Here is a 25433-nt window from a genome sequence, read left to right as displayed (position 1 = left end):
ATTTGTACGATGAATAACGACCCGCGCCAGGGCTTCTTTAGGAATATTTGGTAATATTTATATTACGTTTAGCCTTCATTGCTGATCCTCGCATCCCTTCACTTTCAGCACGGTCAAGCCAGACGGGCGTTGACTCGATAATTGAACAGAGTACAATTTTGACCTCTGCTCAAATTTATCGAAGTCTATGAGTACCATCGATACGACCGGGCGTCGGGCTCGCAAACGTCAAAGCACGCTGGAGCGAGTGGCAAGTCTTGCTGGCGATCTGTTTCAGCGGGACGGATACGAGTCCGTGACGATGGAACAGATCGCGCAGGTGGCCGATGTCGCACGAGGAACGCTCTACAACCATTTCCCAACCAAGGAAGCGGTATTGGCCTCCTGGATCCATCAGGAACTCGCGCGAGATTTGCAGGGCTTGGCGCTCGGCATGAACGCGCAGACGGAATTCGCGGACGGCGTCCCCCCGCTACTGGATCTATCCGCCCAGTGGTGCACCGCGCACAGGGAATTGCTGCCGCCGTATCTGAAGTTCTGCTTTTTAGGCATCCAGGCGTCCATGACAGCCGGCGGCGAAGACGGCGGAGACGGGCTGGTGGCGTTGTACACGCAGATGATCCGAAATAGTCAGCACAACGGAAAAATCCGCTCCGATCTCAGCGCGGTGCATCTCGCCACGCTATTTCATCATCTTTATCTGGGCGCGCTGATGCGTTGGCTGGCACTGCCGGATCTCGAATTGCGCCGTGAGTTCGCTCTTGCGATCGATGTCTTCCTGCAGGGTAGCGCCCGGATGCCGAACGAAGAACAAGAGGAATCCCGATGAAACTCCTTGCTTTGACTTACGGCACAGAAGGCGACACGAGACCTCTGGCTGCGCTGTGCCGCGCCTTGATGGATGCAGGCCATGAAGTCACGCTATTCGCTGATGGGGCAACGCTAGGGAGCGCCCGCGCCTTGGGGGTTCCTCACGCGGCGTTGAGCGGCAACATAAAAGACGAGTTGGGGGACCTGGTGTCGAGCGGCAAAGGCGTCAACGCCACGGCGGCGGGTTTGGCGCGCATCGCGAACGCCAGGACGCATAGCTGGATGCAACAGATTGCCGAAGCGGCCATAGGTTGCGACGGGCTGATCGTATCGGGCCTCGCCGCCTTCGTGGGCTTATCCGTGGCCGAGCATCTCGGGATACGCGTAATCGGCGCCGGCCTGATACCCATCTCGCCGACACAGGCATTTGCCTCGCCGTTCCTCCCTTCTCGCTGGATCCCCGCGGCGTTAAATCGGCTCAGCCATCAGGCCGTGAACAATCTGCTATGGCACGCCTTCCGCAAAGTCACCAATCAGGCCAGACGAAGCGTGTTAGGACTGCCACCGCGCCAGAAACTATGGACAGCGCATCCCATGCTGTATGGCGTCTCCCCCGCTCTGTTACCCGAACCGCAGGACTGGCCCGCGCACACCCGCCTTTGCGGGCAATGGCTGGGCCCGGAAGACGCCTGGGTACCACCGGCTACGCTCAAAGCATTTCTGGATGCCGGCGAACCGCCTGTGTATCTGGGATTCGGCAGCATGGTCGGATTCGATCGGAAAGCCGTACTGAATGCTTTCATAGACGCAGCGGAAGGACGCCGCGTGCTCCTGTATCCAGGCTGGTCCGGCACGCCCGACGATATGACGCTGCCCGACAATGTCCTCATCATCGAAGAAACACCGCATCAATGGCTGTTTCCACGTACGTCGCTGGTTATCCATCACGGAGGCAGCGGCACAACGCACTCGGCGTGCCGTGCGGGTGTGCCATCGGTCGCGGTGCCGTTTGCGGGGGACCAGTCCTTCTGGGCTCATCAACTGAGCCGCCTGGGCGTAGCGGGCGACTCAGTATCAACGCGCAAGCTGGACCGGGAAAAGCTTAAACAGGCGATCAGATTTGCGCAGCGTGCGGAGACCCGGCAGCGAGCCGCTACGCTAGGAAAACAGATGGCGCAGGAAACAGGAACAACAACCGCTGTTGCGGAAATTGAAGCCATTCTGGGCACATGATTCAGCGAACCCCGCGGCAATGGGTACAACTTAGCGTGTCCCATTGTTCATCGTGTTCGAAATAGAAAAAATATTTTCGCCGCAGTTAATGAAGTCCCGTTTCATTTCAACGTGCCACTTCAAGAAATTAAGGCTGGTTGATTCCCGGGGCAGCATCCAGTCATGCAATTCGATAATAACGAGCGGAAACCGATCCAATACTGCCGCGTGGCGTGAAAACAGGTCCGACTCGGCACCCTCGATGTCGATTTTAAGAATGAACGGCGTGCCGCTCGATTTCGCCAACACCTGTTCCAGCGTCATCGCATCAACGGCATTGGATCGTTCGCCAGGCTGCTCCGCCGTGCGATAGCCCCAGGCGCCGACGCCCGGATCGTTCAGATAAAGCGTTCCGCTATTTGCCGCAATCGCCGCGTTCAGCGGCAAGACGGACGGAAACGAAGCCGTGTTGAGTTTGAGCAAGCCGTAGTTCGCGGCGTCGGGTTCAACGGCGAGGACCTTGGCGTTCGGGTAGGTCAGCGCAAACCAGACCGCTGCAGCGCCCATGTTGGCGCCTGCATCGACAATGATGGGATCGGGACAGCTCGCGTAGAAGTCGCCGATCTCTTTCGAGCGCGCCAGATGATCCGTTGCATAGTCCCGGTTAAAGAAAATCTGCTCGCATACCATGCGGTCCGCCGTCGAAGGCCGATAGACGAACTGCCGACCTCCCGGCAGACGCAATCCATGCAGACCATATCGTGCGCCGCCCCAGACGTCGGCGGCTCGTTGTCTCGGCCGAAGCGCTCGCAGCAGCGCTGGTGGCATGACGGATTTAAGCGTGGCCTTCAAGAGGTCGTGCAAGTCGGTTCTCCAGATCGCGTTAGCGGGAAAAGCGCCATCCACGAAACGTCCAGGTGAATTCACGGCGCCGCCGTTCAACGGAAACTAAAATATTCTGTGCGCCGCATGATGTACAGCGCATAACGAGAAATGGCGACCAGGGTCTGATATCCGTCCGAAGGCCTTGATAACGGCTTTCATTTCGGCCTCCGCTGGCTACGTGCGCAAACGCACCGACAACACCCACCGCGAGATCGCGTAATAGCGCCAAATTCCAAGTCTTAAAACCATGGTAGGCGCAAGCATTGGAAAAGCCCCCCGCGGCAAATGCCATGAGTAGCCGCAAGGACCGAGAGACAAATAAAGTGGACTTCAAAATGCATCCTGTCGATTTCGGCGGACATTTCGGTTGGCTTTACGAGCCAGTGTCACAGTCTGACAAAAACGGGCAATTAGGGATCGTGCTCTGCGGCCCCCTGGGGCATGAGGCTTTATGGCTGCATCAAACCATGCGATCGCTCGCCGACCGCCTCGCGGGCCAAGGATTTGCAGTACTGAGATTCGACTATTCCGGCACCGGCGACTCCGTCGATACCGGTAAGCTCGTTGAACCAGACCAATGGGTAGACGAGGCCATTGAAGCCGTGGATTTCCTCAGACGAACAACCAGCATCGAGCGCGTCGCGCTTGTCGGGTTCCGCTTTGGCGCGATGATTGCCGCGCAGGCCGCGCGCGCGGCGCGCGTCGATACGGTGGCGCTCATCGCGCCAGTCGTGGTTGGTCGGCAGTTCGTGCGGGAAATGGATGTCCTGCAGCGAACGTGGCTGGACAAGACGGCCCGCCACGTGGCCAGCTATGCCGAGCCGGCCGACGCATTCGACGTGCTGGGGCACCGCTTCAGCCGCAACGCAATCGAAGCCATCACCCGCTACGATCTGCGCCGGGTCACGTCCGTGCCGGCGAGCAGCCTGCTGGTCGTTCACGCCGGCAGCCAGGGGCCCAGTTACGAGCTCGCAAACCTGTACAGCACGCTCGGCGCAAAGGTCGATTCCCTGCCGTTTCCCGAATATCCCGAGGCGATGCAGCCCTCATGGCTGGCCGTCCTGCCTCAGGCAACACTGGCTTCGATCGAAGCATGGTTCGTGCGTGAAGGGTCACGCTCGCCCGCACCGTTTCCGCCCGCCGCATTCGACGCACAGGCGGCCTCTGCGCCTTCCCGGCGGCCGGTCGGTTTGCATGGCATTGTCGAGACGCCGGTCGAGCTTGCCGATGGACGTTTGTTCGCCATGCTATGCGAACCGGAAGGCCGTTCGGAACGCTCGCCGCTTGTCGTCATCGCCAACACCGCGGCGACCCATCATGTCGGCGACGGCCGGTTCAACGTCGAGCTGGCCCGCTCGCTGGCCCAGGCGGGAATCGCTTCGCTGCGCGTCGACGCGCACGGCATCGGCGACAGCCGCGGCGCGGGAACGCTCGCGAACCCGTCCTTGCTCAGTTACGATCAGCTCGCCGCGGATACCTCGCTGGCGGTCGACTGGGCCGTCGACAGAGGACATCCGCGCGTCGCCGTGTTCGGTATCTGTTCAGGCGCCTACCTCGGGCTTCACGCGGCCACAAAAAATCCGGCCGTAGCGGCGCTATTGCTGGTCAATCTCCAGGGATTCGACTTTCCGGTCGGCTTCAGAATGTGCGATGCCGCAAAGATCGGCGCGGGCTCGACACGTGCGCATTTCAGCGCCATGCTTCGCGCGCAAAAATGGTCGCAAGTTCTGCGCGGCGAAGTCAGCCTGAAACCGGTGTTGCGAACCCTTTCCCGCTATGCCGTCGACACGGTCGTGAGTGCCGTCACGTCATTCACCGGCGACGCGAATGGCCGTGCCGTGAATAAGGGCTCGCGCGCCCGGCGGCGCATGATGGACCTCGATGCGCGAGGCGTTCGCGTCAGCCTGCTATTCAGCCCGCTGGATCACGGACTGGACGAGCTGCGGATGCACTTCGGCCGGGGCGGACGCCGGCTCAACAAGTTGGCGCACGCCAGCGCGATGGTCATTCCGAACATGGACCATGAAGTGTTGAATCCTGCGGCCCGGCAGCGGGTTGCCGCGTTGTGCGAGACATTTTTCACGCAGGCGTTCGCTCCGAAATAAGTGTGGCCGAGCGCACAAACGCAGGTAGTTCGCCGACCCGCAAGCGTCGTGATCGGCTATCTTTTTCAGGTGAGTTCCCGGACGCTGCGCTCGCCTGCATCGCTAACGTGTGGGTGTCAGAGCGAGCGTATGCAGCAGATGCCGGGATCGTTCGCGTTGCCTTTTGACGCTCGTGCCAGAAACAGTCCCGATAGCGCGTGATCAGCAGAGCGCCCCGTTCGTCAGACATTCGCCCAGACCGTTGCCCGTGCTTGATCAACAAATAAAATGAACACGCGCCCCGATTCCGCTGAACATACCTCCGCTCGAAAACTGACTCGACGTGCCGTGCTGTGCGGTATGGCATCGGTCACGCTGGCCGCGATGTCGCCCCGTCTATACGCGCAACACGTGGAGATGGGGGTCGTCAAGCCACCGGTTCAACTCGACGACGCCTGGGTAATCGACCAGACCGGCAAGAAGCAAAGGTTGAACGACTTGTTGAGTCAGCGCGTGACCGCCTTGCAGACGATTTACACCGGCTGTAGCTCGGTATGCCCTCTGCAAGGCGCGCTATTCAATGCGGTCCAGGAACGGCTGCCACACATCCACGCGAATCATCCGATTCAATTGCTGTCGATCGGAATCGATCCGCTTTCCGATTCGCCATCCGCTTTGCACGAATGGCTCCTGCGTTTTCAGGCGGGCCCCGCCTGGAGTGCGGCGACACCGGCATTGGGCGACGTTGACCGGATACGCACGGCGCTCTCGGGCAGCCGCTTACCCCTCGGGAACATCGCCGATCATTCAACACAGATTTACTGCTTCGATGCGAGCGCAATGTTGCGCTGGCGTAGTGCCGACCTTCCGCGTGCAGACGAAATCTGCGATGTGCTCAACGCGTTAGGGCGAGTGTAGTCCGACGTTCAGGGAGACCGAGGCCATGGCACGCATTCTTTCCGCAAGAACCTTATCGCGATCGCTCGACAGGTGTGTGAAGGCCCTGCTCCTGATCGCATTCGTGTCGGCCTTTGCAACACTATCCGGACTCGCCCGGGCACAAACGTCGGCTTCGATCGCGCTGACTGGTTCGAGCTTTTGTGCGGACATCAACTCGCAGTCGCTGGCGCCGGGCGCCAATGCCATTACCTGGACCTGCAACGGCGGGACCAATCAGAGTTGGCTGCCGACAGCGTCGGGCAGTCAATACACCTTCATCAATCAGAACAGCAATCTGTGCATGGACGTGTCGGGCGCAAGCAAGGCCGCCGGCGCGCCGGTCATTCAGTGGACCTGCAATGGCGGCACGAACCAAAGCTTCTCGCTGAAGGCGCAGGGTAGCGGCTACGCGATCGTCGCGGCGCACAGCGGCATGTGTCTCGCAGCCGCGAGCCAGACCACTCAGGGTTCACAAATCCTGCAGCAGGTATGCAACGGCAGCGCGCTGCAAACCTGGCAGGTCAATGGCCTGCCGCTGCCAGCGCTTCCGTCCAAGTGGACCGCGCCGATCACGTTGCCCATTATTCCGGTAGCGGCAGCCAATCTGCCCGATGGGACCGTCCTCGTCTGGTCGGCCGATAGTCAGTTGAATTTCACGCCTGGTGAGGTCACGCCGGGCAACACGTACACGGCGATTTTCAATCCCACGACAGGCACCAGCAAAGAGGTGCTGGTCACCAACACCGGGCACGATATGTTCTGCCCGGGCATCGTCAATCTTCCGGATGGCCGCATCTATGTGACGGGAGGCTCAAGCAGCGACTTGACCAGTTTCTACACGCCTTCGACCCATGCATGGACGTCAGGCAACCTGATGAACATTCCGCGCGCCTACCAGGGCAGCGTCACGTTGAGCAATGGCAGTGTGTTCCTGGTGGGCGGCTCATGGAACGGCCCCCTGGGTGGCAAGACCGGCGAAACCTGGACCTCGGGTTCGGGTTGGCAAGTCAATAGCGCGATACTCGACGACTACATCCTCACGAACGACGCGGGCGGCATCTTCCGCGCCGACAACCACGCATGGTTGTTCGCCGTGGCCAACGGCAACGTCTTTCACGCGGGGCCCAGCAAGGCGATGCACTGGTTCGATACGGCGGGCGCCGGCAGCGTGACCCAGGCGGGAAATCGGGGCAACGACAGCGACGCGATGAATGGCAACGCCGTCATGTACGACATCGGCAAAATTCTCGCCGTCGGCGGTGCGCCGAGCTACGACTCCTCGCCCGCCACGTCGAATGCGACGCTTATCAATATCAACGGCGGCACGGCGGTCACCACGACGATCCGTTCAATGAACTATCAGCGCGCCTTCAACAACAGCGTCGTGTTGCCAAACGGACAAGTCGTCGTGGTGGGTGGGCAGACCTTCGCCCAACCTTTCTCGGACGACACCGCGGTACTGACGCCGGAGTTGTGGGACCCGACCAAGCAGACTTTCACGCCACTGGCTCCCCAGGCTGTGCCGCGCGTCTATCACAGCGTCGCGCTATTGCTGCCCGATGGTCGCGTGCTGAGCGGCGGTGGCGGACTCTGCGGCACCTGTTCGACTAATCATCCCAACATCGAAATACTGACTCCACCGTATCTGCTCAATGCGAATGGAACCGCGGCGTCACGGCCGACCATCAGTTCGGTGCCGGCCACGGCCCAACTCGGTACGTCGATCGCCGTGGCCGCGAGCAGCGGCGTAAAAGCGTTCGCGCTGATGCGTCTGTCGTCCGCCACGCATTCGGTCAACAACGAGCAGCGGCGCGTGCCGGTGAGTTTCACGGTGGGCACCGCAGGCGAATATCTGGTGGTCATCCCCTCCGATCCCAGCGTTGTGGTACCGGGGTACTACATGCTCTTCGCGCTGAACGCGAATGGCGTGCCGAGCGTTTCGAAGACGCTGCTGATTCAGTGATGGCGTCGCCGTCCCAACGCTCGGCGGCACGCGCGTCGATCGGGCTCGCACTGATCGGCGTGGCGCTTCTGGCCAATGCCGCCGAGCCGTGCGATCCCGCCGATCTTGGCTGCGCGATCTTCAGCGGGCAGCATGCGCTCGAGGCGCATCTGCGCGGCGACGATCGCGTGCTGCCGGCCTCCACGACGCGATGCATCAATTGCCATACCCAAACGGACCCGGCGGGCGCCTTCGCGCCGCCTTTGACACGCGCCTATCTTCTCGATGCAACAAGCCGCCGGGGAGGACCGCCGAGTCAGTACAACCCGGCGAGTTTCTGTCATGTGCTCGAGGCCGGCGTCGATCCAGCAGGCGTCGTGGTTCGCAAGTCCATGCCCAACTATCAACTATCCGACGTCGAGTGCTCAGCGCTTTGGCGTTTCGTCACGAATCGTTAGGCACCCTATGAAACTCGACACCAGGTATTTCCCCTGGCGCTATGCACCATTTCCCGCCCATTCAGATCGGGATGTCGTGATTCGACTGCAGGATGGCGTTTTCACGCGCTATGCGAAGCATTCCGAAGACCACGCGCGGTGTTACGCTGAAGAAAGAAGCCTTCGCGGAAGTGAGCCGCCGTTCAGCGGCAAAATCAGCAGCCACGAGAACATACCGCGAAGCGCCACTGCCGGCGAACGGCGAAACATCGCTGCGGGAGCGACTGCGATGGAACTCAAAACATATATAGCGTTGGCCATCTGGGCGTTCAGCAGCGCCGCTTTCGCATGGCAACCGCTCACTTATCCAATCCGAAGCCAGAGCGCCTATCAGCGCAGCGTCGACACAGCGATGTGTTATGCCCAGGCCAATCGGGAAACCAAGGTCAACATCGCCCACGAATCGCAGATTCCGCCACGCCAACCTGTGGCCACCAAGACTTCGTCAACCGGCGCGCCGTCGCGGCCGCCCCTGCCTTCCAGCACTTTTTCCGCAGGCCCGTTTGGCGCCAGCATGCCCGCTGCCGCCACACCGGCCGCAAGCGGCGCTGCTGTAACCACGGCGAACAACGCAACCGCGATGAAGGCCGCGAGCGCGCCCGCGGCATCGGCAGCAGCAACGCCGGCAGCAACCACCGCGGCATCCGCATCGGCGGCCTCGGCGGCGGTCGCGGACAACGGCGCCTCGGAAACAGCGGCAAGCGGTGCGTCGCAGACAGCCGTCGCGTCCAACGTGAAGCTGCCACCGCTGCCCGCGCCGGAGCCGCCGATGACCCGCTATTGGGCCGCGTATGGCGCGTGCATGCAGGCGCGCGGCTACGTCGTCACACAGTAACGCCGCGAGCCCGGTTGCGGGCCGCGTTGTCGTACGGTGTACTTTTTGATTCTGGCGCCCGTATCTGACGCCCGCTTTCGACATGGCAATGCTTAGCGACATTACCTCCGATGAGCACGATTTCCCTCAATGCGGGCACTGCGGTGCGCTGCTAGCCGACCGCTTTACGCCCTGTCCTTCGTGCAATGCGCGTCCGCTCGACTCACTGGGCACGCGCTCCGCGCCACCTGCACCCCTGAATATCCCGCTGCCCGGCAGCGGGGCACTGTTCGGACCGCAGTTGCCGGTGCGCAAAATCTGGCGGCCAACCTCGCGCGCCCTCGTCAATCCGTACGACGTTGTCGAAGAAGCGCAAGTCACCGCACGGCTCACCCAGAAATTGCGCCGGCCTCTCGCAATGGTCATGTCATTGGTGGTAGTGACCTCCGCCGTGTACCTGGGCTTCATCCACACGAACGAGGGGGAAATCAGCCCCCCTATCGCCGTATCCGGCAAAGTGACGGCTCAGAACGCCACGCCGCCGCGTGCGCTGCGTGCGCCGCTTGCGCCGCTTGCGCCCCTTGTTCTTGCCCAGCGGTCCGCGCCGGTCTTCGCCGCACAGCAGCCGGCGTCGGCCGCGCTCGCTTCGCGCACCGCGCCCGTGCGTTCCCTGCCGATCCCGCAACCGGTCACGGGGCCACCCGCTGCGCGCCGTGTCGTAGCGGTCGCCTCGACAGGTTCGAAGCGCAACCCAGCCAGCCCAGCCGACAAACCTCGTGTGGATGTCTCAAAGCAGCTCAGAGCTGCCCGTGCCAATCTGCAGCAGAATAATCTGGCGGCGACCAGGACGAGGCTCGCGGCGGCCATCGCCGCGCAGCCCGACAATCGCGACGCACTGAGCATGCGCACGACGCTCGCCGAGCGCGAGCAGCAACGCGACGCGTTGCTGAGCCTGGCGCGCGGCTGCGGCTATATCGCGAGATGGGGATGCGCGTGGCACAACGCCGCCAACGCGCTGCTGCTCGATTCGAGCAGCAAGGAAGCGCAGAACCTCGCCACGCTTGCAATGCGCGAGTCAGAACTGGCAAGCGCACTGCCACCACCGGCAGCCGCGCCGGAGACGGCGCCCGAAGACCGCAACGCCGTCATCAGCCATCATTGAACATGATGTGCCGCCGTGGCCACGGTGCGCCATGCGCGGTGCGAGCCAACTATCGAATCGACACCGCCAGATGATGGCGACTGACCTGCTGCGCGATCGCCCGATAACGGGCCGCTGTATCCCTGAGCGTCAAACCGGCAAGCGAGCGTTGCGCCCGCGCCTGCCCTAGCGCCGCGACAACGGCATCCGCATAGCACGGCACATTGTCCGTATCGACCAACTGCACGCCGGGAAATCCGCTCGCGAACGCAAACGACGGAATCTTGCTCGCGACGATCGGGATCCCGGAGGCCAGCGCTTCGAGAAACGCCACGCTATGGCCCTCGGCGCGCGAAGGCATGACGAACACGTTCGACTCCGACAGCACGCTCGCCACGTCGGTACGCGGCCCAGCCACCACGACGCGCTCCGCGAGCCCCAATTCCCGCACAAGTTGAATCACCGCGCGCTGATACTCCGGATCTTCGACCACGCCGTACAGCACGAGGCGTGCGTCGGCCACCCGCGCGGCCACCTGGCCGAAGGCGCGCACCGTCAGAAGCTGATTTTTCACCGAGGCATACCGCCCCACCTGCACCACCTGAGGCGCCCGGCCGCCACGGCCGGCGTCGTCGGTAAACGTGAAGCGGCCGAGGTCGACCCCGTTAGGCACCACGGTCATTGACGGATGCGGCCCGATAGCCTGCACGTAGTCGGTCACGCCTTGCTGGGATACGCCGATCACCACGCGGGCCCGTCCCGACAGAATGTGTTCGACGCGCCGGAACAGCGGCCGCTCGAAGTCGTTGGTCGCCGAATGCATGACGTAGACGACCGGCACGCCTAGCGGCAACGCCCGCGCATAAAACGACGGAATCGTGGCGTGCGCGAAAATCACCTCGGGGCGAAAACGCCGCACCGCGAGAAACAGCGTCCACAGTTTGCCGGCGATACGGTTGCGCCGCTGCGGAAACCAGCATTGCACGCCATGCGCCTGCAACTCCTCCTGCAAAGGCACGAATTCGACATGCGCGGGCAACAGCGAGGCCATGCAGACCGCCATACCTTCGGCGCGCTGATCGATCGCGAGATCCTTCGCGAGGACTTCGGCGCCGGACAAACGCGGGGCCAGAACCAGATGTAGAACGCGCATCATGGTGTCCTTGCAGTCAGGGTTCTGAACAGCATCCACACCGCGGCGCAGCCCAGGCCCAGGGTCATGGACCATGCAATGCCCGTCACGCCCCACCAATGGACCGCCGGCGGCACGCTGACCAGCAGCACGACCACCTGAATCAGCGACGCATGCACGGTCGCCTTCGCGTCACCCACCGCGCGCAGATACGCAACCAGCACGGCAATCAACGCACCGATCGCCATATTGATCACCAGAATTCTGAACAGCGGCACCGCAGGCAACCAGGCCGCGCCGAGAATCAGCGAGAAGAGCGGCTCGGCGACCAGTCTCAGCACCGCGACGAAGACCGCCAGGCCGATCGCGATCGCGAGCAGATAGATCTTGATGAGCCGCGCTGCCGATTGTGGACTGCGGCGATGATGCGCCGCGAAAGTGGGGAACAGGTATTGCGACATGGCGATCGCAGCGTCGGCGAGCAGCATCTGCGCAAGCCGCGACGACATCTGATAGCTGCCGAGTTGCGCCGGGCCAAGCAGTTTGCCGACCACCACCTTGTCGAACTGATTGAGCAACAGGTTGACCACACTGCTGGCCCAGATCCAGCGGCTAAATCCCAGGTACTGGCCGATGCCCGACCATACCGCGCGGATCGGCGGGCGCGGTTTCATGGTCGACCAGGTCAGGATGCTTTTCAGGCTTTCGCCGGCCACGAGGCCGATCAGCACCGAGATCGCGCCGGCGCCGAAATACGCAAGCGCCAGGCCGACCGAACAATCGACAAATGACGCCGCAATCTCAACGCCGGCAATATGCTGGAAGCGCCGTTCGCGCTGCACCAGGTAATACGTGGGCGAGGCCAGACCGCGCAACAGCGGCAGCAGCGCGGCGAGCTGGATCAGCACCAGCGAACCGTTCAGATGAAACTGACTGCTCAGCAATGGCGCGAGCGCCACCAGCAGCAGTGAGATGAGCACGCCGCGGGAGGTCAGTGTGGTCCACACCGCGCCGAGCTGCGAACGCGTCGGCGGATGTTCGCCTTGAATCACCGCTTGCGCGAGACCCGTGTCCGATAGCGCCTCGGCAATCGCCACCGCGAGCAAGGCCACGCTCACGCTGCCGATCGCCGCCGGCCCGAGCATCCGGCCAATCGCAAGAAATTTGATTGCTACGAGTCCACGCACGGCGAACTGCTGCAACAGCACCCACGTTGCCGCGCTCGCGCCGAAACTGGTCGCTATCGAGAGCGCCGGAAGCCTGATCGCCCGCAAGCTGTATCTCCGTCGAATCGGAACGCCGTTGAGTCGGCCGCGCGCAGCGATTCGAACCTTCGCTGCACAACGCCGGCGGCGCATAAGTTGTTAGGTTGCACCAGCAAGCTGGCGAGTTTTTTCATCGAATGCCATGTACGACCTTACCGCGAGCGAATCGGCGGCAACCGCCATCTGCCAGGCCAGTTCAGCCGAAGCCGTTGCGCGCTGGTACGTTTACCCACAGAACGGGTCAAATAGACGGAGCCACTCATAGCGTCGATGCTAACGTTGATCCGTTGGCGCCCCGCGGACAGCCGGCGTGACCGCGCTTTTCACAACGCATTCGACCACTGAAGCCCTCTGAATCGATGGAACAAGATTACGTTCTGATTGTGGAACCCAACCTCACGGGCCATCGCTGGCGCTATGTCGAGTGGACCATGCAGGCCTGCACGGAAGCCGGCTATCCCTGCATTCTCGCCACGGAATCCGCGAACGAAGACCATCGGCTCGCGAGGCAAATCGTCGCTGCGAACCGCGCGGATCTGCAGATCGCCTTCGTCGACCCGGAGGAGCAGCCACGCGGGCTGCTACGTCAGTCGAATCAGTACGCGCGCTTTCACCGCTATTTCAAGCATGTGCATAGCGTTGTCAGCCACGCGCAACCGATCAGGCTGGTGGTCGTGCCCTATGTCGATTACTTCTTTTATGGCTTGCCGTTTCTCGGCTCGCCGTTTCGCAAGACACCGTGGATCGGCATTACGATGCGCTCGACCTTCCATCATCACAAGGTCGGCATCAAGTCACCTGATCGGCCGGTCGTGAATGCAATCAAGGCGCTGCTCTTCAAGCGCGCGATCCAGTGCACCGGCTTGCGCACGCTGCTGACGATCGACCCGACCCTGCCGGAGTGGTCGGCACACAACGCCTCGAAGCACAGCGCGGCTATCGCCTACGTGGCGGACCCGTTTCCGGACGAACACGCGGAAAACCCGGTGCTGGCCCGCGAACGGCTCGGACTCGACCCCACTCAGCGCTATCTGCTGGTGTACGGCTCGATCACCGAACGCAAAGGCATCTACGAACTGGTGCACGCATTGACCCGTCTGGAGCATACGCCCACGCTGATCGTCGCCGGTGAGCAGGACGCGGGCACGCGCCATTTCATGCGCAATCATGTGCGCAGCCTCACGCCCGCGCCGTTGGTACTCGACTCGTTCATTCCAAACGACGTCGAGCGCGATCTGTTCTCCGCCTGCGACGCGGTCTGGCTAGGCTACAAGGGTCACTATGGAATGAGCGGTGTGCTGGTGCAGGCTTACCGTTTCGGCAAGCCCGTGATTGCAACGGAAGACGGTTTGATCGGCTGGTTCAGCCGGCGTTGCGAACTAGGGCCGATTCTGAGCGACCTGAGCTCCGCCTCGATCGGCCGGGCGATCACCGAGACGATGACCTCCTGGCCGCACGCGCCGCACGCCGGTCCGACCGCAGGCGAAGACCTGCTGTCGCGACACACGCTCGGACAATTCAAGCAGACCTTGCTGCAGCAGATGGCCTGATCCGGTCGCACCGGAAACCGGAAGGCCACTGATCAGGACAACTGGCCACCGGCAACCGGCACTTCCTCACGTACCGAACTGTTGCGCTTGGCCGGGAACAGCGCATTGCGCATCAGCAGGAACGGGTACTCGATCGCGCGTGTGGTCACATAGCCGATCACAATCGCGAAAGCAAACTGCGCCGCGAGCGCCACGACCCAGATCACGCTCGGCGCCAGACCCATCGCGGTCATTTTGCGAATCAGCATGTCGCCCGGGGCGAGCGCGAGCGAATGCCACAGGTAAATACCGTACGAATACAGGCCGATCCAGGCAACCCCGCGATACACCCACGACGAACGCAACGATCCGGAATACTCCAGCACGAACACGATCAGCGCGGCAAAGCCGAGCGCCTGAATCGTATAACCAATGCTTTCGTCGAGCGCGAAGTGTGGCGTCGCAAAGGCGAGCCACGCGCATAGCACCACAATGCAGCCGACCAGCAGCCACTTGCGCTTCGCGAGCTGATGATAGACACCCGGTTTCATCCAGTAGATCGCGGACAGAATCACGCCGACCAGCAGGCTGTCGATGCGATATTGCGTGTACGCGAATGCCCCCTCCAGGTTGCCGCCCGCCACCGCGAAGCAGCGCGCGGTAAGCACCACCGCGCAGATTCCGGTGAGCACACCCACAATCGTCCATGCGCTGAGGCGCCAGCGCGCGAACAGCAACAGCAGCGCCGGCAGGACGAGATAAAAGTGTTCTTCGACCGCGAGACTCCAGGTCTGGGTAATCGAGGTGCCCAGATAGTTCTGCAGGTGGGTCAGGTTCTGGATCAGGAACGTATTCCACGGATGGCGTCCGGCCAGCACGTGAAAAGCGATCAACACGTAATACGCGGGCCAGATGCGGAAAATCCGCCGGATGATAAAGCGCTTGGCGTCGACGTTACCCGTTTCGGCATATTGCCGAAGCAGCAGTCCGCCGACCAGAAAACCGCTCAGCGTGAAGAACAGATTGACGCCTTCGCGCCCAAAGCTCTTCAGCGGATACTCGATGATCTGAATCAGGAAATTGCCGGTATGAACGGCATGAAAGTGAAAGCCCATCACCATGATAATGGCGACGCCGCGCACGAAATCCAGCTCGATGGCCCGGCCGGCTGTTACGGATCTCGCCCCGCCGAATAACTTCATGTTTTTCTCCCCTGTCGCCTTTTGCGGGCGTATGTCCCTGCATGGCCCTTTTTGCATCTTCGGTGGCGGCACGCGTGCGTGCGCGCCAACATCAAGGCATTGGCCGACAACATGAGCAAGTGTGTGCGCATCTTGCAGAGACCGCTCTTGCCACCATCGCCAGAACCCAGGTAATGGGCGACGAAACCGGGTATACCGAACATTCAGGCGGCCGGATTCCCGGACAATGACCCGATGCGAGACCGTCTATTACGGACCGACGGCGGATCGACAGCACGGGGAGGAATCAGCAATGCGCCACCAGTATGCGACGCTCTGGATATGGTTTTTTCTGTTACCGCTTGCATTCGACTACAAAGCGACCGACGCCAACGTAACTCACTTCGCGCAGTCCGCGCTGGTCATTCCGGCCATCGCCGCGGGGCTCGCCCTCGTGCTGATTGCGCCGCGCTTTCGCGAGCGCTCGCGGTTGCGCTCGGTGATCACGTTCAGTCTGCTGCTGTGTGTGCTCGGCAGCATCGTCGCCCAGTTCGTTCAGGATAACGACACGGGTAATTACTTGCGCGTGCTGCTGCCGTTCGCGCTGTTCCTGCTCGGCTACCTCGTGGCTTGCCGCCCGTGGAGCGAATACAGAATCTCGCAGTTCGAGAAAGCGCTGTTCGTCGCCAACGTGATCAGTCTGGTCTTCACTTTCGTGTACGGCATGGTGACGGGCGGCGATCTCGACGACGTGCGCTTTCGCATCATCTCCGTCACGCTGCTCGGGTTGCAAGGCGTGCTGCTGCACGAATTCCTCGTTGCCAAACGATTTTCCTTTTTTACCCTTGCCGTATTCGCCGGCAGCGTGATCGTCGAGTTACTGAGCGTCACGCGCAGTTTGCTGATCGGCACCGTCTTGCTGTTTCTGGTCGCCATGGCGCTGTCCGCGCCGTCGATCCAGCAGATCTGGCGCGCGGCCGCCCGTACCTTGATCGCCGGCGCCGTGCTGGGCGGCGTGGCCTGCATCGCGGCACTGAGCATTCCGACCGTCGCCGAGCACTGGACGCAGCGCATCTTCGCGTCGGAGGAAACCGTCACTGGCAAGGACCCGACCACCGTGACCCGGCTCGCCGAGATGCGCGATCAGTACGACCAGGTAACGGCGGCACCGGAAACGCTGCTGTTCGGCGCGGGCTACGGCCACTACTATCGCTACTCGCCCGCCTACCTGCCGGACCTCGCCGGCCAGATCAGCGAGAAAGACTTCTACGCGATCAACGAATGGGCCGCGGGTCACAACTTCTGGGTCTATCAATTCTTCGCGGGCGGCCTGCTGTTCGGCATCGCCATGCCACTGGCGACGCTCGCCGCCCTGACGATCTGCTTCTTCTCGTACCGCTACTGGCGTTCGGTGGTTCCCGACGCGCCGATGCTCCCGGTGCTAGGGCGCGCCATCATGCTGTTTGCCGCGCTGCCCGCCACGTCGATCGGCGGCAATCCGCTCGGCCCGCGTTTCTCCGGGCTCGTATTCGGCGTCGCCCTCGGCCTGATGATCGCCACCCACGCCCGCTTGCAGCGCGCGCTGCCGGCGCGGGTCAAGCGCGTGCGCACGCCGCCACGTTTGCGCCCGGCCGTGATGCCGGAATTGCCGGGCAGAATCCATCCCGGCATGGGCCGCGCCGATCTCGCGACGACGCTCGGCATGTCACGCGCGACCAACCCCGCCCCCCGCTCCAGCCAGTTCGGCACCCTCGTGTCGCGCACGGCGTCGCCCCGCAGCGTCAATCGACCGAAATTCGTCCGATGAAAATTCTCCATCTGCTTGCCAGCGTCGATCCGCGTGCCGGCGGTCCGGTTGAAGGCGTGCGCCGCAGCGGCGTGGCGATGCAGGACGCCGGGCACCACATCGAAGTGGCCACCTGCGATGCCCCCGGCGACGCCTACCTCGCGACCTTTCCGTTTCCGGTCCACGCATTCGGGCCCGTCAACAGCCGCTACAGCTACAGCGCGCAACTCGCGCCGTGGATCACCGCCAACGCAAACCGGTTCGACGCGGTCATCGTGCACGGCTTGTGGCAATACCACGGCTTTGCGGCATGGAAGGCCCTGCGCAAAAGTGGCGTGCCCTACTACGTGTACACGCACGGCATGCTCGACCCCTGGTTCAAGCAGGCCTACCCGCTCAAGCATCTGAAGAAGTGGCTGTACTGGCCATGGGCCGAATATCGGGTCCTGCGCGACGCACGCGCCGTCGTCTTTACGACGGAGGAAGAGCGCACCCGCGCGCGTCAATCGTTCTGGCTGTACCGCGCGCACGAACAGGTCGTGCCGTACGGCACGACCGTGCCGCTGCATGAAGCCGCGCCCTTGCGCGAGGCGTTCCTGCAGGCCGTTCCCGGCCTGCGCGGCAAACGCATCGTGCTGTTCCTCGGCCGCGTGCATGCAAAGAAAGGCTGTGATCTGCTGATCGACGCGTTCGCCCGTGTCGCCAGCCGCGATCAGTCGCTGCATCTCGTGATCGCGGGCCCCGACGAGACCGGTTGGGCGACCAGCCTGCGCGCGCAAGCCCAAGCGGCCGGCATCGCGCAGCGCATCAGCCTGCCGGGCATGCTGCAGGGCGATCTCAAGTGGGGCGCGTTTCATGCAAGCGACGTGTTCGTTCTGCCCTCGCATCAGGAGAATTTCGGCGTAGCGGTTGCCGAGGCGCTCGGCTGCGGACTGCCCGCGCTAATCTCCGACAAGGTCAACGTGTGGCGTGAAATCGAAGCGGATGGCGCGGGAATGGTTGCCGCCGACACGCTCGACGGTACGGAAAAGAATCTCGTGCGCTGGCTCGAACTCGACGACACCGCGCGCGCCGCCATGCGCGCTCAGGCGAGCCGCACGTTCGAAGCACGCTTCAGGATCGAAACCATGGTCAGCGCACTGACCGCGTTGCTGGAAACACACGGCAACGCCGGCGGAACGCGCGAAACCACGCTCACCGCGCCGCGCGGGACCCAATCGAACACCCAGCCGCGAACTCAACCGAACACCTGACCGAGCCGGTGACAGCGCACCGCCTGGCGCGCGCCGTCACCGTGGCTCTTCACTGCTCCTTCATCAACGGCGTCAAGCTCGACGCGGCGATCGGCAGGGTTTCGACCTGCGGCTGCTGCGTCTGAATCGACATCATGGAACTGTTGGCCGCATCGTTTCGCGTATGCCCGACGATATCCGGAACATCGAGTTGCCGCACCAGATGACCCGCGAGGCGCAGCGCAAGCGCGGCGATCGTGATGGTCGGAAAGTTGGCGCCGACGGTCGGAAATACCGAGCTGCCCGCTACATAGAGATTGCTCATCCCATGCACCTTGCAATCGCGGTCGACCACGCCTTCACGCGGTGAATCGTGCATGCGTGTGGTGCCCATGTGGTGCCACGTACCTTCCAGCTTGGCAGGCCAGCGCCGGCCCTCGAGCGGCGCGTCGAGTTCGACGTCCGCGATATTGGCCATCCGCAACTCCTGTGCGAGCAATGCGAACGTCTTGTCGAAAGTGCGCTGCACCTGGTCGCCCAGCCGCCACTCCACCTTCACACGCGGCATGCCGAAGCGGTCCCGCTTATCCGCCGACAGGGTGACCCGGCTATCCGGATCGGGCACCGCTTCGACAATGGCCTGCAAGGTCACGTCGGTGATCAGCACCGGCCATTGCAACAGCCGTGTCAAGCCGTAGCCGACGGTGTGCAGCGGGTGAGCGATCATCGTCGCGACATCGGTTTTCAGGCTCCGGCCCGGCTGGTCCTTCTGCAGCAGCGCTTCCTTGCAGTGGATCAGCGCCTCGGAGCCCGCGGTGCCTTCGCCGTACCAGCGCGAATAGAGCCACACGCGCGAATTCAGCAGCTTCTCGCGCTCCATCAGTTCCTGCTTCGGTGCGAACTGCGACGATATCTTCGTGCCGTGCGCCGACACCGCGGCATTCTGATAGTGATACTTGATGTCATACAGCTTGTTGCGCGCGTTGCCCGGACGAAAACGCACCTTCCCCGACATCATCCGCGGATGATCCATGAAGTAGCGGCCCACCAGATCGTTGGCATTGCCGAGGCCCGCCGCCTGCACGTTGTTCGAGGCGAGCAGCAGGCGCGCGTTCTCGATGCCGCCCGTGGCCAGCACGAAGATTCTGGCGGTCACCGTCATCTTGCGGCCACTGATGGTGGCCACCTGGAGCCGCGAAACGGAAGTCCCCTGTGCGTCGGCGTCGATGTTCTGCACATTCGCATACAGGAACACCCGCACCCGTGCCGAGCGCGACAGCTCGTCACGATAAGCCTTGCCGAAACGCACCGGGGGACTGAACTGCGCAACGGTATCGCGCATATCGCCAGTCGCGAGCGGGATGCGGCGCACGTCATGGCGCCCGATTTCGCGCTCCCAGTAGGCCGGGTCGAAATTCTGCGGACCGAGCTTCAGCAGTTCATGGGTACGTGCATAATACGGCGCCAGTTCTTCGAGACCGAACGGCCAGCCGCTATGGGGAATCCAGTCGCGCTTCTCGAAGTCCCATGGATCGAGCGGGCGGCACCAGCCGCCCCAGCAGTTGCTGCTGCCGCCGAAGTAGCGGCTGCGCGAGCCGTCCGCGAATGAATAGGGAAGCCCGGCGTTCTCGCCGCGATAGAGATCGCGGGTTTCGTCATCCGGCCCGAAGCCCCCGCTTTCGAGCATGCAGGTGTCGACCCCGGCCCTCGACATCTCCAGTGCAAGCGTAATCCCGGCGACACCTCCGCCGATAATGCAGACCGTCGTTTCAATGGCCGTATTGTGTTGAACAGTGCGAGTATCGATAAACATCCCTACTCCCCATCTTCTTCCTGCATTTCTGAGTGCGTCAATCCGGCTACTCATCCAACCGGGGCTGGCAAGCAAACCACGCACATGTCGTGAACGGACACCTGACCGGCTTCGCCGCGGGTGACGATCCAAAGTAACGATCGACAATCCCATTGCGGCCGCCGACATTCCGGCTTGTCAACGACTGGCCTCCTCAGCGTACAAACGCTGCGGTTCTTTATCTGTGCTTCAGGTCACGGAATCGAAACGGTTCCGGATAAAGCGGCATGGATTGCCGCCATACACCCCTTCTGGATCGAGCGAACGATGCACGACGGACAATGGCGTCACCACGGCCGACCGGCCGATCGTCACACCCATCTGCACCACGCATTTCGACGTGATCCAGACGCCGTCCTCGATCACGATCGGCGCCACGCGCAGATCCATCGTCGTGCTCATGTCGTGAGAGCCCGCGCTCAGGAACGTACCCTGGGAAATGCAGACGTTCGATCCGATGCGAATCAGCGCCTGGTTGTAGAGCCAGACGTCGACGCCGAACCAGCAGTTATCGCCCACCTCCAGATTCCATGGCGACTTCACACGCAATGGATGCACGAAGCGGCAACCCGTGCCGATCTTCGCGCCGAACAGACGCAACAGCGCCACCCGGACCGACGAGAGAGGCAGCAGCTTGTTGTTGATCACACAGGCCTCAACCACGAACCAGATGAGTTCGATCAGGGCGCCGCGCCTCGCGCGATAGTTTCCCTTTCCCGCCGCGCCCAGATCGATGACGCGGCCATCCTCGCGCACGCCTTCGGCTTGCGGCGCACGCCCGATTTGCGGATCGTCGGCAACGTTGCCCATCACTTTTCTCCGGACCACGAATGGAAGTCGGGATACCCATGACTCGTTCTCATATTATGTTTCGACTCCTTACTGAATCCGGATAGATGGCCGTCCGGGCAAGCGTTTTGGCGGCTGCACGCGTGCTGCGTGGCGCACGATAGCTCTATTGCGACCGCATCTTCCTGGGGCATCCGATGACCATCACGTTTCGGCACACAAGCACCTCGCTGTTTCTCGCCATTGCCACCTATGCCGCACCGGCCCTCGCGCAGAATGCGGCACCCGCGCCCGCTGCGCCGGTCCTCGCAGCCACGGCTGCGACCAGCTACGGCACGCCCACTGCGGCAGCGCCCGTCAAACCCGGTGTGGCGCATCGCAAGAGCGAAGCGGATCTGCTCGGCGCTCCGCGCGACTACGGTTCGCCAGACGCGCAACAGGGCAATACCGCCGACGCCCAGCAAGCCGCGCTGCTCGACGAACAGCGCATGACGGTGTTGGGAGGACAAGGCGCGCAGCCAGCGGTCCGCAAAGGCCTGCGCAACAACACCCTGCCTGCCGGCGCCAACGGCAAAGTGCGCGTGGCGGGCCAGCCAGGCGGTCCCAATGCTGCCGACGGTCTGATGCCCGACGGCGCCGCGAAAACCACCTACGCCGATCCGTACGCTCCCGCCAAACACGCCGTCTACAAGTCCCCGTGGTGATGTCGCATTCATGAGATGGCCGCGTGCCGGATCAATCCGGCGCGGCTTCCTCCGTGGTGGCCGGCTTGTGCGGGCGGGCCGCCGCGGGTGAAGGTCGCACGCTGCCGAAGTACGGCGTCTCCACATTTGCGCGCCTGCCGCGTGATTCGCGAACCAGCGTCGCGAGCCGTTCCTCGAAAGTCCCGATGGTCGACTCCGGCGATAGCGCGCGTTCCGCGTAGTCGCGTGCAACCTTGCCGAGCGCCGCGCGGCGCACGGGATCGCTCGCCAAATCCGTGATCGCCGCCACCAGCGCCTTGACGTCGTCAGGCGGCACGACCACGCCGCGCGGCGAGACCGCGTCGTAGAGACCCGTGCCTTGCCGCGCCATCGCAACCACCGCGCGCCCGCTGGCGAACATGCCCGTGAGTTTCGACGGCATCACCAGATCCGCGGCATCGCCGCGTTGCGGCAGCACATGGATGTCGGCGAGATTGAGCAGTTGGTTCAGGTGTTCCACCGGCTGCAGCGGAATGAAAAGGCAATTCGTCAGTCCCGCGCAACGTTCAAGCAAACTCTCTTTCGCGGCGCCGCTGCCGCAGAAAACGAAGGTGACGTCGGCACGTCCGGCAAGCAATGCCGCCGCATCGGCTAGCGTTTCGATACCCTGCTTCGCACCCATGTTGCCCGAGTACAGCACCACCTTGTGGTCATCTGGAATGCTTAGCAGACGCCGGTAGTCGCTCGCGCGCGAAAGCGGAAAAATGGTCGACACATCGACCCAGTTGGGCAGGCACACCACCCGCGAAGTCTCCACACCCTTGAGCACCACGCGTGAACTCATCTGCGGCGTAATCGACGACACCGTATCGAAGCGCCGCAGCAAGGTGCCTTCGATCCAGCGAGCCGCGCGGGCTGCGCGCGAGCTCTTCAGCAGACCCAGATCGAACGCCGCGTCGACCTCGAAGTCCTGAATATGTACCCACGCACTCGCGCTCGTGAGACGCGCAAGCGCCAGCGTGGCCGGCGCGCACATCAAGGTCGGCGCGATCAGCATCGCCACATCGGGCCGCCACAGCATCTGCCGGGCAAGCAGCGGCACCGAGCTCGCCGCGAAGCTCGCCAGATGCAGCATCCGCTTCAGGCCGTTGGGATGCGTCGGCACCCACAGCGGCGCGCGCCAGATCGTCACGCCGTCGCGCGTCTCCCGCTGATACCGCCAGGACACGTAGTTGTCGGCCACCTGCCACTCAGGGTAATAGGGCGGCGCGCACACCACGCGAACCTCGTGGCCGCGGCTGGCGAGCAGCACCGCCATTTCCGCCGTGTACTTGCCCACTCCCGTCAGTTCAGGCGCGTAATTGAGGCCGTAGATCAGGATCTTCATTGTGGCTGCCAGAACGTGTTAGAGCTTTTCTCATCCGCGACGGCCCACGCCGCGCGTCAGTCGCTCAGCATCAGCGCGCAGCCACGAGCGATATTGGCAGCGGCGGAAGGCGGATCGAAGCGGCGAATCACATCCATGCAACGGCGCGCCGTGCCGCCGGCGTCGGCGAAAGCCTCCATCGCCTTGAGCATCGTGCGCTGCAGTCCGGCGACGTCGCCCGCCGTGAAGGCGTATCCGCTCACGCCGTCGATCACCAGTTCCGGCACGCAGCCGCAACTCTCGCTGACCACCGCCGGACAGCCATGCGCAAGCGCCTCGTTGACAACGAGTCCCCACGGCTCGCTATAGCTCGGCAACACCATGCAGGTCGCACCGTAGTATTCCTGGGTCAGCGGTTCGTCCTGCAAACTGCCGGCGAAGGTCACCGCATCGCCCAGTTCAAGGTCGGCCACTTTCGCGTGCAGCACGTCCGCCATCGGCCCCGTACCGACAATGCGCAACTTCGCCGCCGGCGTACGGCGCCGCAAGCCGGCGAACGCTTCGATCAGCGTGCCGATACCCTTCTCTTCGGAAAGACGGCCGACGTACAGAAAAATTGGAGCATTGCCGGCGCGCGCCGCCACCCGCTCGACCAGCGCGCGCTCCGGTGAAAACGACCCGGGCATCGCCGCCGCCTGACAGGGCACGAAAATCTTGTCGCGCTTCGCGCCGAGCGAGAGCAGATACTCGCGACTACGCTCGCCGAAACCGAAATAGCCGTCGCACAATGAAAAGAACACGCGCTTCGGAATCGACGTCAGTAACTTCTTGGGGCGGTCGCGCGCGGTCGAATCGCAGAACACCGCGCGCCGCTTGCCGGTCACGATGCACGCCGCCAGCATCGCCCAGTACTCGGGACGGTGGTAACCCGGCAGAACAATCAGGTCCGACTTGGTTCGCAACACTTCCCAGGTGAGCCGCGCGATCATCTTCATCGTCGGCACATCTTCGTAGCAACCGTCGAACAGTTTCTGCATCGGATAGCGATGGTACGAATAATCGACATCCGAAAAACCGACACGGTCGTGCTCGGTATCCGCAATCTGCACCATCGAGTAGCGAATCGCGCCGGATGCCGAAATGTTATGCAAAGCAGAGAACACGACACCCTTGTGACGCGACCACACGACGTTGTGGAAGATCGTGACTGACGCTGTCATTTTTATGCCACTCCTCGAAAAATCGTCCCAGTGTGCGTTGCGCGCAATGCGCGCGAAGCACCCCATGCGTTCCCCCAATCCCGGAACCGCGTCCGCCGGCCAATCCGTGCGCGCTTAGGCCTGCAGGGCGGCGGCAGGTGTCGAGCCGGCATGTGTCGCCACGAATTCCCGATAGGTGGACGCGATGCCCTCGTCGAGGCCAATGGTCGCGTGCCAGCCCATGGCCGCGAGCCGCGATACGTCGAGCAGCTTGCGCGGCGTGCCGTCGGGTTTGGACGCGTCGAACACCAGTTCACCCTCGAAGCCCGCCACCTTGCAGATGCATTCGGCCAGCTCGCGAATCGACAGGTCTTCACCCACCCCGACGTTGAACAGGCCGTCTGTCACGTTGTGCTCAAGTACAAAGAGGGTTGCCGCGGCGAGATCGTCGACGTGCAGGAACTCGCGGCGCGGCGTGCCGGAGCCCCACACCGTCAGCGTCGCGGAGCCGTTCACTTTCGCTTCATGCGCCTTCCTCAGCAGCGCCGGCAAAACATGGCTGCTGTTCAGGTCGTAGTTGTCGTTCGGGCCGTACAGATTGGTCGGCATCAACGAGACATACTGCGTGCCGTATTCGCGGTTGTATGCCTCGCACAGCTTGAGACCGGCGATCTTCGCAATCGCGTAAGCGTCGTTGGTCGGTTCGAGCGGCGAGCTCAGCAGATACTCCTCGCGGATCGGCTGCGGACATTGCTTCGGGTAAATGCACGAGGAACCGAAAAACACCAGCCGCTCCACCTGCGCGCGATACGCGGCATGGATCACGTTGGTTTCAATCACCAGGTTGTCGTAGATGAACTCGCCCGGCCGCGACGCATTGGCAAGAATGCCGCCCACCCGCGCGGCCGCGAGCAGTACCACGTCGATCTTTTCGTGTTCGAAGAACGCGTTCACGGCGGCCTGATCCGTGAGATCGAGTTCCGCTCTCGAACGCGTGACGACATGGTGGTAACCCTCGGCATTCAACCGCCGGACCAGCGCCGAACCGACCATGCCGCGGTGGCCCGCAACGAAGATGCGTGCTTGTTTGTTCAT

Annotated in this window: 21 protein-coding genes; 12 read left to right on the top strand and 9 right to left on the bottom strand. The window is 62.7% G+C overall.

The window, feature by feature from the left end:
- Window positions 1–187 precede the first annotated feature (187 nt).
- Both PQR67_RS13480 and PQR67_RS13475 read left to right on the top strand, forming a co-directional pair.
- Window positions 188–829, top strand: a complete 642-nt coding sequence (locus PQR67_RS13480; protein ID WP_408459528.1) for a TetR/AcrR family transcriptional regulator — start codon at window positions 188–190, stop codon at window positions 827–829.
- Window positions 826–2043, top strand: coding sequence for a glycosyltransferase (locus PQR67_RS13475; RefSeq protein ID WP_408459525.1), 1218 nt, complete (start codon window positions 826–828; stop codon window positions 2041–2043). The genes PQR67_RS13480 and PQR67_RS13475 overlap by 4 nt, the downstream gene beginning before the upstream one ends.
- A gap of 30 nt (window positions 2044–2073) precedes the next feature.
- On the opposite strand, the gene PQR67_RS13470 is transcribed toward PQR67_RS13475, so the two are convergent.
- Window positions 2074–2886 (bottom strand): FkbM family methyltransferase, encoded by an 813-nt coding sequence (locus PQR67_RS13470; protein ID WP_408459522.1) that lies wholly within the window; start codon window positions 2884–2886, stop codon window positions 2074–2076.
- A gap of 488 nt (window positions 2887–3374) precedes the next feature.
- On the opposite strand from PQR67_RS13470, the gene PQR67_RS13465 reads away from it, so the two are divergent.
- The 6 genes from PQR67_RS13465 to PQR67_RS13440 all read left to right on the top strand — a co-directional run bounded on the left by PQR67_RS13465 (window position 3375) and on the right by PQR67_RS13440 (window position 10345).
- Window positions 3375–5012, top strand: coding sequence for an alpha/beta fold hydrolase (locus PQR67_RS13465; protein WP_408459519.1), 1638 nt, complete (start codon window positions 3375–3377; stop codon window positions 5010–5012).
- A 267-nt stretch (window positions 5013–5279) separates the two neighbouring features.
- A complete protein-coding gene (locus PQR67_RS13460; protein ID WP_408459516.1) occupies window positions 5280–5909 on the top strand; it encodes an SCO family protein in 630 nt (209 codons plus the stop codon).
- Between the two features lie 25 nt (window positions 5910–5934).
- A complete protein-coding gene (locus tag PQR67_RS13455) occupies window positions 5935–7893 on the top strand; it encodes an RICIN domain-containing protein (protein WP_408459514.1) in 1959 nt (652 codons plus the stop codon).
- On the top strand, window positions 7893–8330 hold the full coding sequence (locus PQR67_RS13450) for a hypothetical protein (protein WP_408459511.1): 438 nt from the start codon (window positions 7893–7895) through the stop codon (window positions 8328–8330). Before PQR67_RS13455 ends, PQR67_RS13450 begins: the two co-directional genes overlap by 1 nt.
- A 268-nt stretch (window positions 8331–8598) precedes the next feature.
- Window positions 8599–9204 carry a hypothetical protein gene (locus tag PQR67_RS13445; RefSeq protein WP_408459508.1) on the top strand — a complete coding sequence of 202 codons (606 nt, stop codon included), beginning with the start codon at window positions 8599–8601 and terminating at the stop codon, window positions 9202–9204.
- 88 nt (window positions 9205–9292) lie between these two features.
- Window positions 9293–10345, top strand: a complete 1053-nt coding sequence (locus PQR67_RS13440) for a hypothetical protein (RefSeq protein ID WP_408459505.1) — start codon at window positions 9293–9295, stop codon at window positions 10343–10345.
- A 49-nt stretch (window positions 10346–10394) separates the two neighbouring features.
- On the opposite strand, the gene PQR67_RS13435 is transcribed toward PQR67_RS13440, so the two are convergent.
- Together PQR67_RS13435 and PQR67_RS13430 are read right to left on the bottom strand one after the other, a co-directional pair.
- On the bottom strand, window positions 10395–11477 hold the full coding sequence (locus tag PQR67_RS13435) for a glycosyltransferase (RefSeq protein ID WP_408459818.1): 1083 nt from the start codon (window positions 11475–11477) through the stop codon (window positions 10395–10397).
- Window positions 11477–12730: an oligosaccharide flippase family protein gene (locus tag PQR67_RS13430; RefSeq protein WP_408459503.1), complete on the bottom strand. Its 1254-nt coding sequence runs from the start codon at window positions 12728–12730 to the stop codon at window positions 11477–11479. The genes PQR67_RS13435 and PQR67_RS13430 overlap by 1 nt, the downstream gene beginning before the upstream one ends.
- A gap of 350 nt (window positions 12731–13080) precedes the next feature.
- Between PQR67_RS13430 and PQR67_RS13425 the strand changes: the two genes are divergently transcribed.
- Window positions 13081–14271, top strand: a complete 1191-nt coding sequence (locus PQR67_RS13425; RefSeq protein WP_408459500.1) for a glycosyltransferase — start codon at window positions 13081–13083, stop codon at window positions 14269–14271.
- 32 nt (window positions 14272–14303) lie between these two features.
- On the opposite strand, the gene PQR67_RS13420 is transcribed toward PQR67_RS13425, so the two are convergent.
- On the bottom strand, window positions 14304–15452 hold the full coding sequence (locus tag PQR67_RS13420) for an acyltransferase family protein (protein WP_408459498.1): 1149 nt from the start codon (window positions 15450–15452) through the stop codon (window positions 14304–14306).
- 292 nt (window positions 15453–15744) lie between these two features.
- On the opposite strand from PQR67_RS13420, the gene PQR67_RS13415 reads away from it, so the two are divergent.
- Together PQR67_RS13415 and PQR67_RS13410 are read left to right on the top strand one after the other, a co-directional pair.
- Entirely contained in the window at window positions 15745–17238 is a 1494-nt protein-coding gene (locus tag PQR67_RS13415) for an O-antigen ligase family protein (protein ID WP_408459495.1), read from the top strand.
- Window positions 17235–18470: a glycosyltransferase gene (locus tag PQR67_RS13410; protein WP_408459492.1), complete on the top strand. Its 1236-nt coding sequence runs from the start codon at window positions 17235–17237 to the stop codon at window positions 18468–18470. Before PQR67_RS13415 ends, PQR67_RS13410 begins: the two co-directional genes overlap by 4 nt.
- A 49-nt stretch (window positions 18471–18519) precedes the next feature.
- On the opposite strand, the gene PQR67_RS13405 is transcribed toward PQR67_RS13410, so the two are convergent.
- Together PQR67_RS13405 and PQR67_RS13400 are read right to left on the bottom strand one after the other, a co-directional pair.
- Window positions 18520–20262: an FAD-dependent oxidoreductase gene (locus PQR67_RS13405; protein ID WP_408459489.1), complete on the bottom strand. Its 1743-nt coding sequence runs from the start codon at window positions 20260–20262 to the stop codon at window positions 18520–18522.
- Window positions 20263–20490: 228 nt separating this feature from the next.
- Window positions 20491–21111 (bottom strand): LbetaH domain-containing protein, encoded by a 621-nt coding sequence (locus tag PQR67_RS13400; protein ID WP_408459487.1) that lies wholly within the window; start codon window positions 21109–21111, stop codon window positions 20491–20493.
- 176 nt (window positions 21112–21287) lie between these two features.
- Between PQR67_RS13400 and PQR67_RS13395 the strand changes: the two genes are divergently transcribed.
- Window positions 21288–21794: a hypothetical protein gene (locus tag PQR67_RS13395; protein ID WP_408459484.1), complete on the top strand. Its 507-nt coding sequence runs from the start codon at window positions 21288–21290 to the stop codon at window positions 21792–21794.
- A gap of 31 nt (window positions 21795–21825) precedes the next feature.
- On the opposite strand, the gene PQR67_RS13390 is transcribed toward PQR67_RS13395, so the two are convergent.
- From PQR67_RS13390 to PQR67_RS13380, 3 genes are all read right to left on the bottom strand, one after another.
- Window positions 21826–23160 (bottom strand): glycosyltransferase WbuB, encoded by a 1335-nt coding sequence (locus tag PQR67_RS13390; RefSeq protein WP_408459481.1) that lies wholly within the window; start codon window positions 23158–23160, stop codon window positions 21826–21828.
- Window positions 23161–23216: 56 nt separating this feature from the next.
- Window positions 23217–24359, bottom strand: a complete 1143-nt coding sequence (locus tag PQR67_RS13385; protein WP_408459478.1) for a glycosyltransferase family 4 protein — start codon at window positions 24357–24359, stop codon at window positions 23217–23219.
- Between the two features lie 114 nt (window positions 24360–24473).
- A complete protein-coding gene (locus PQR67_RS13380) occupies window positions 24474–25433 on the bottom strand; it encodes a GDP-L-fucose synthase family protein (RefSeq protein ID WP_408459475.1) in 960 nt (319 codons plus the stop codon).

It is taken from the genome of Paraburkholderia fungorum, from assembly GCF_046026025.1.
GTDB classification, from domain to species: Bacteria; Pseudomonadota; Gammaproteobacteria; order Burkholderiales; family Burkholderiaceae; genus Paraburkholderia; species Paraburkholderia fungorum_E.
The sequence above is the reverse complement of the archived record's forward strand: the minus strand, read 5'-3'. Positions and strand labels throughout refer to the sequence as shown.

Coding starts and splice junctions, on each gene's coding strand:
- PQR67_RS13480 (WP_408459528.1), top strand. CDS start 188: ATGAGTACCATCGATACGACCGGGCGTCGGGCTCGCAAACGTCAAAGC.
- PQR67_RS13475 (WP_408459525.1), top strand. CDS start 826: ATGAAACTCCTTGCTTTGACTTACGGCACAGAAGGCGACACGAGACCT.
- PQR67_RS13465 (WP_408459519.1), top strand. CDS start 3,375: ATGCGATCGCTCGCCGACCGCCTCGCGGGCCAAGGATTTGCAGTACTG.
- PQR67_RS13460 (WP_408459516.1), top strand. CDS start 5,280: ATGAACACGCGCCCCGATTCCGCTGAACATACCTCCGCTCGAAAACTG.
- PQR67_RS13455 (WP_408459514.1), top strand. CDS start 5,935: ATGGCACGCATTCTTTCCGCAAGAACCTTATCGCGATCGCTCGACAGG.
- PQR67_RS13450 (WP_408459511.1), top strand. CDS start 7,893: ATGGCGTCGCCGTCCCAACGCTCGGCGGCACGCGCGTCGATCGGGCTC.
- PQR67_RS13445 (WP_408459508.1), top strand. CDS start 8,599: ATGGAACTCAAAACATATATAGCGTTGGCCATCTGGGCGTTCAGCAGC.
- PQR67_RS13440 (WP_408459505.1), top strand. CDS start 9,293: ATGCTTAGCGACATTACCTCCGATGAGCACGATTTCCCTCAATGCGGG.
- PQR67_RS13435 (WP_408459818.1), bottom strand. CDS start 11,477: ATGCGCGTTCTACATCTGGTTCTGGCCCCGCGTTTGTCCGGCGCCGAA.
- PQR67_RS13425 (WP_408459500.1), top strand. CDS start 13,081: ATGGAACAAGATTACGTTCTGATTGTGGAACCCAACCTCACGGGCCAT.
- PQR67_RS13420 (WP_408459498.1), bottom strand. CDS start 15,452: ATGAAGTTATTCGGCGGGGCGAGATCCGTAACAGCCGGCCGGGCCATC.
- PQR67_RS13415 (WP_408459495.1), top strand. CDS start 15,745: ATGCGCCACCAGTATGCGACGCTCTGGATATGGTTTTTTCTGTTACCG.
- PQR67_RS13410 (WP_408459492.1), top strand. CDS start 17,235: ATGAAAATTCTCCATCTGCTTGCCAGCGTCGATCCGCGTGCCGGCGGT.
- PQR67_RS13405 (WP_408459489.1), bottom strand. CDS start 20,262: ATGTTTATCGATACTCGCACTGTTCAACACAATACGGCCATTGAAACG.
- PQR67_RS13400 (WP_408459487.1), bottom strand. CDS start 21,111: ATGGGCAACGTTGCCGACGATCCGCAAATCGGGCGTGCGCCGCAAGCC.
- PQR67_RS13395 (WP_408459484.1), top strand. CDS start 21,288: ATGACCATCACGTTTCGGCACACAAGCACCTCGCTGTTTCTCGCCATT.
- PQR67_RS13390 (WP_408459481.1), bottom strand. CDS start 23,160: ATGAAGATCCTGATCTACGGCCTCAATTACGCGCCTGAACTGACGGGA.
- PQR67_RS13385 (WP_408459478.1), bottom strand. CDS start 24,359: ATGACAGCGTCAGTCACGATCTTCCACAACGTCGTGTGGTCGCGTCAC.
- PQR67_RS13380 (WP_408459475.1), bottom strand. CDS start 25,433: ATGAACAAACAAGCACGCATCTTCGTTGCGGGCCACCGCGGCATGGTC.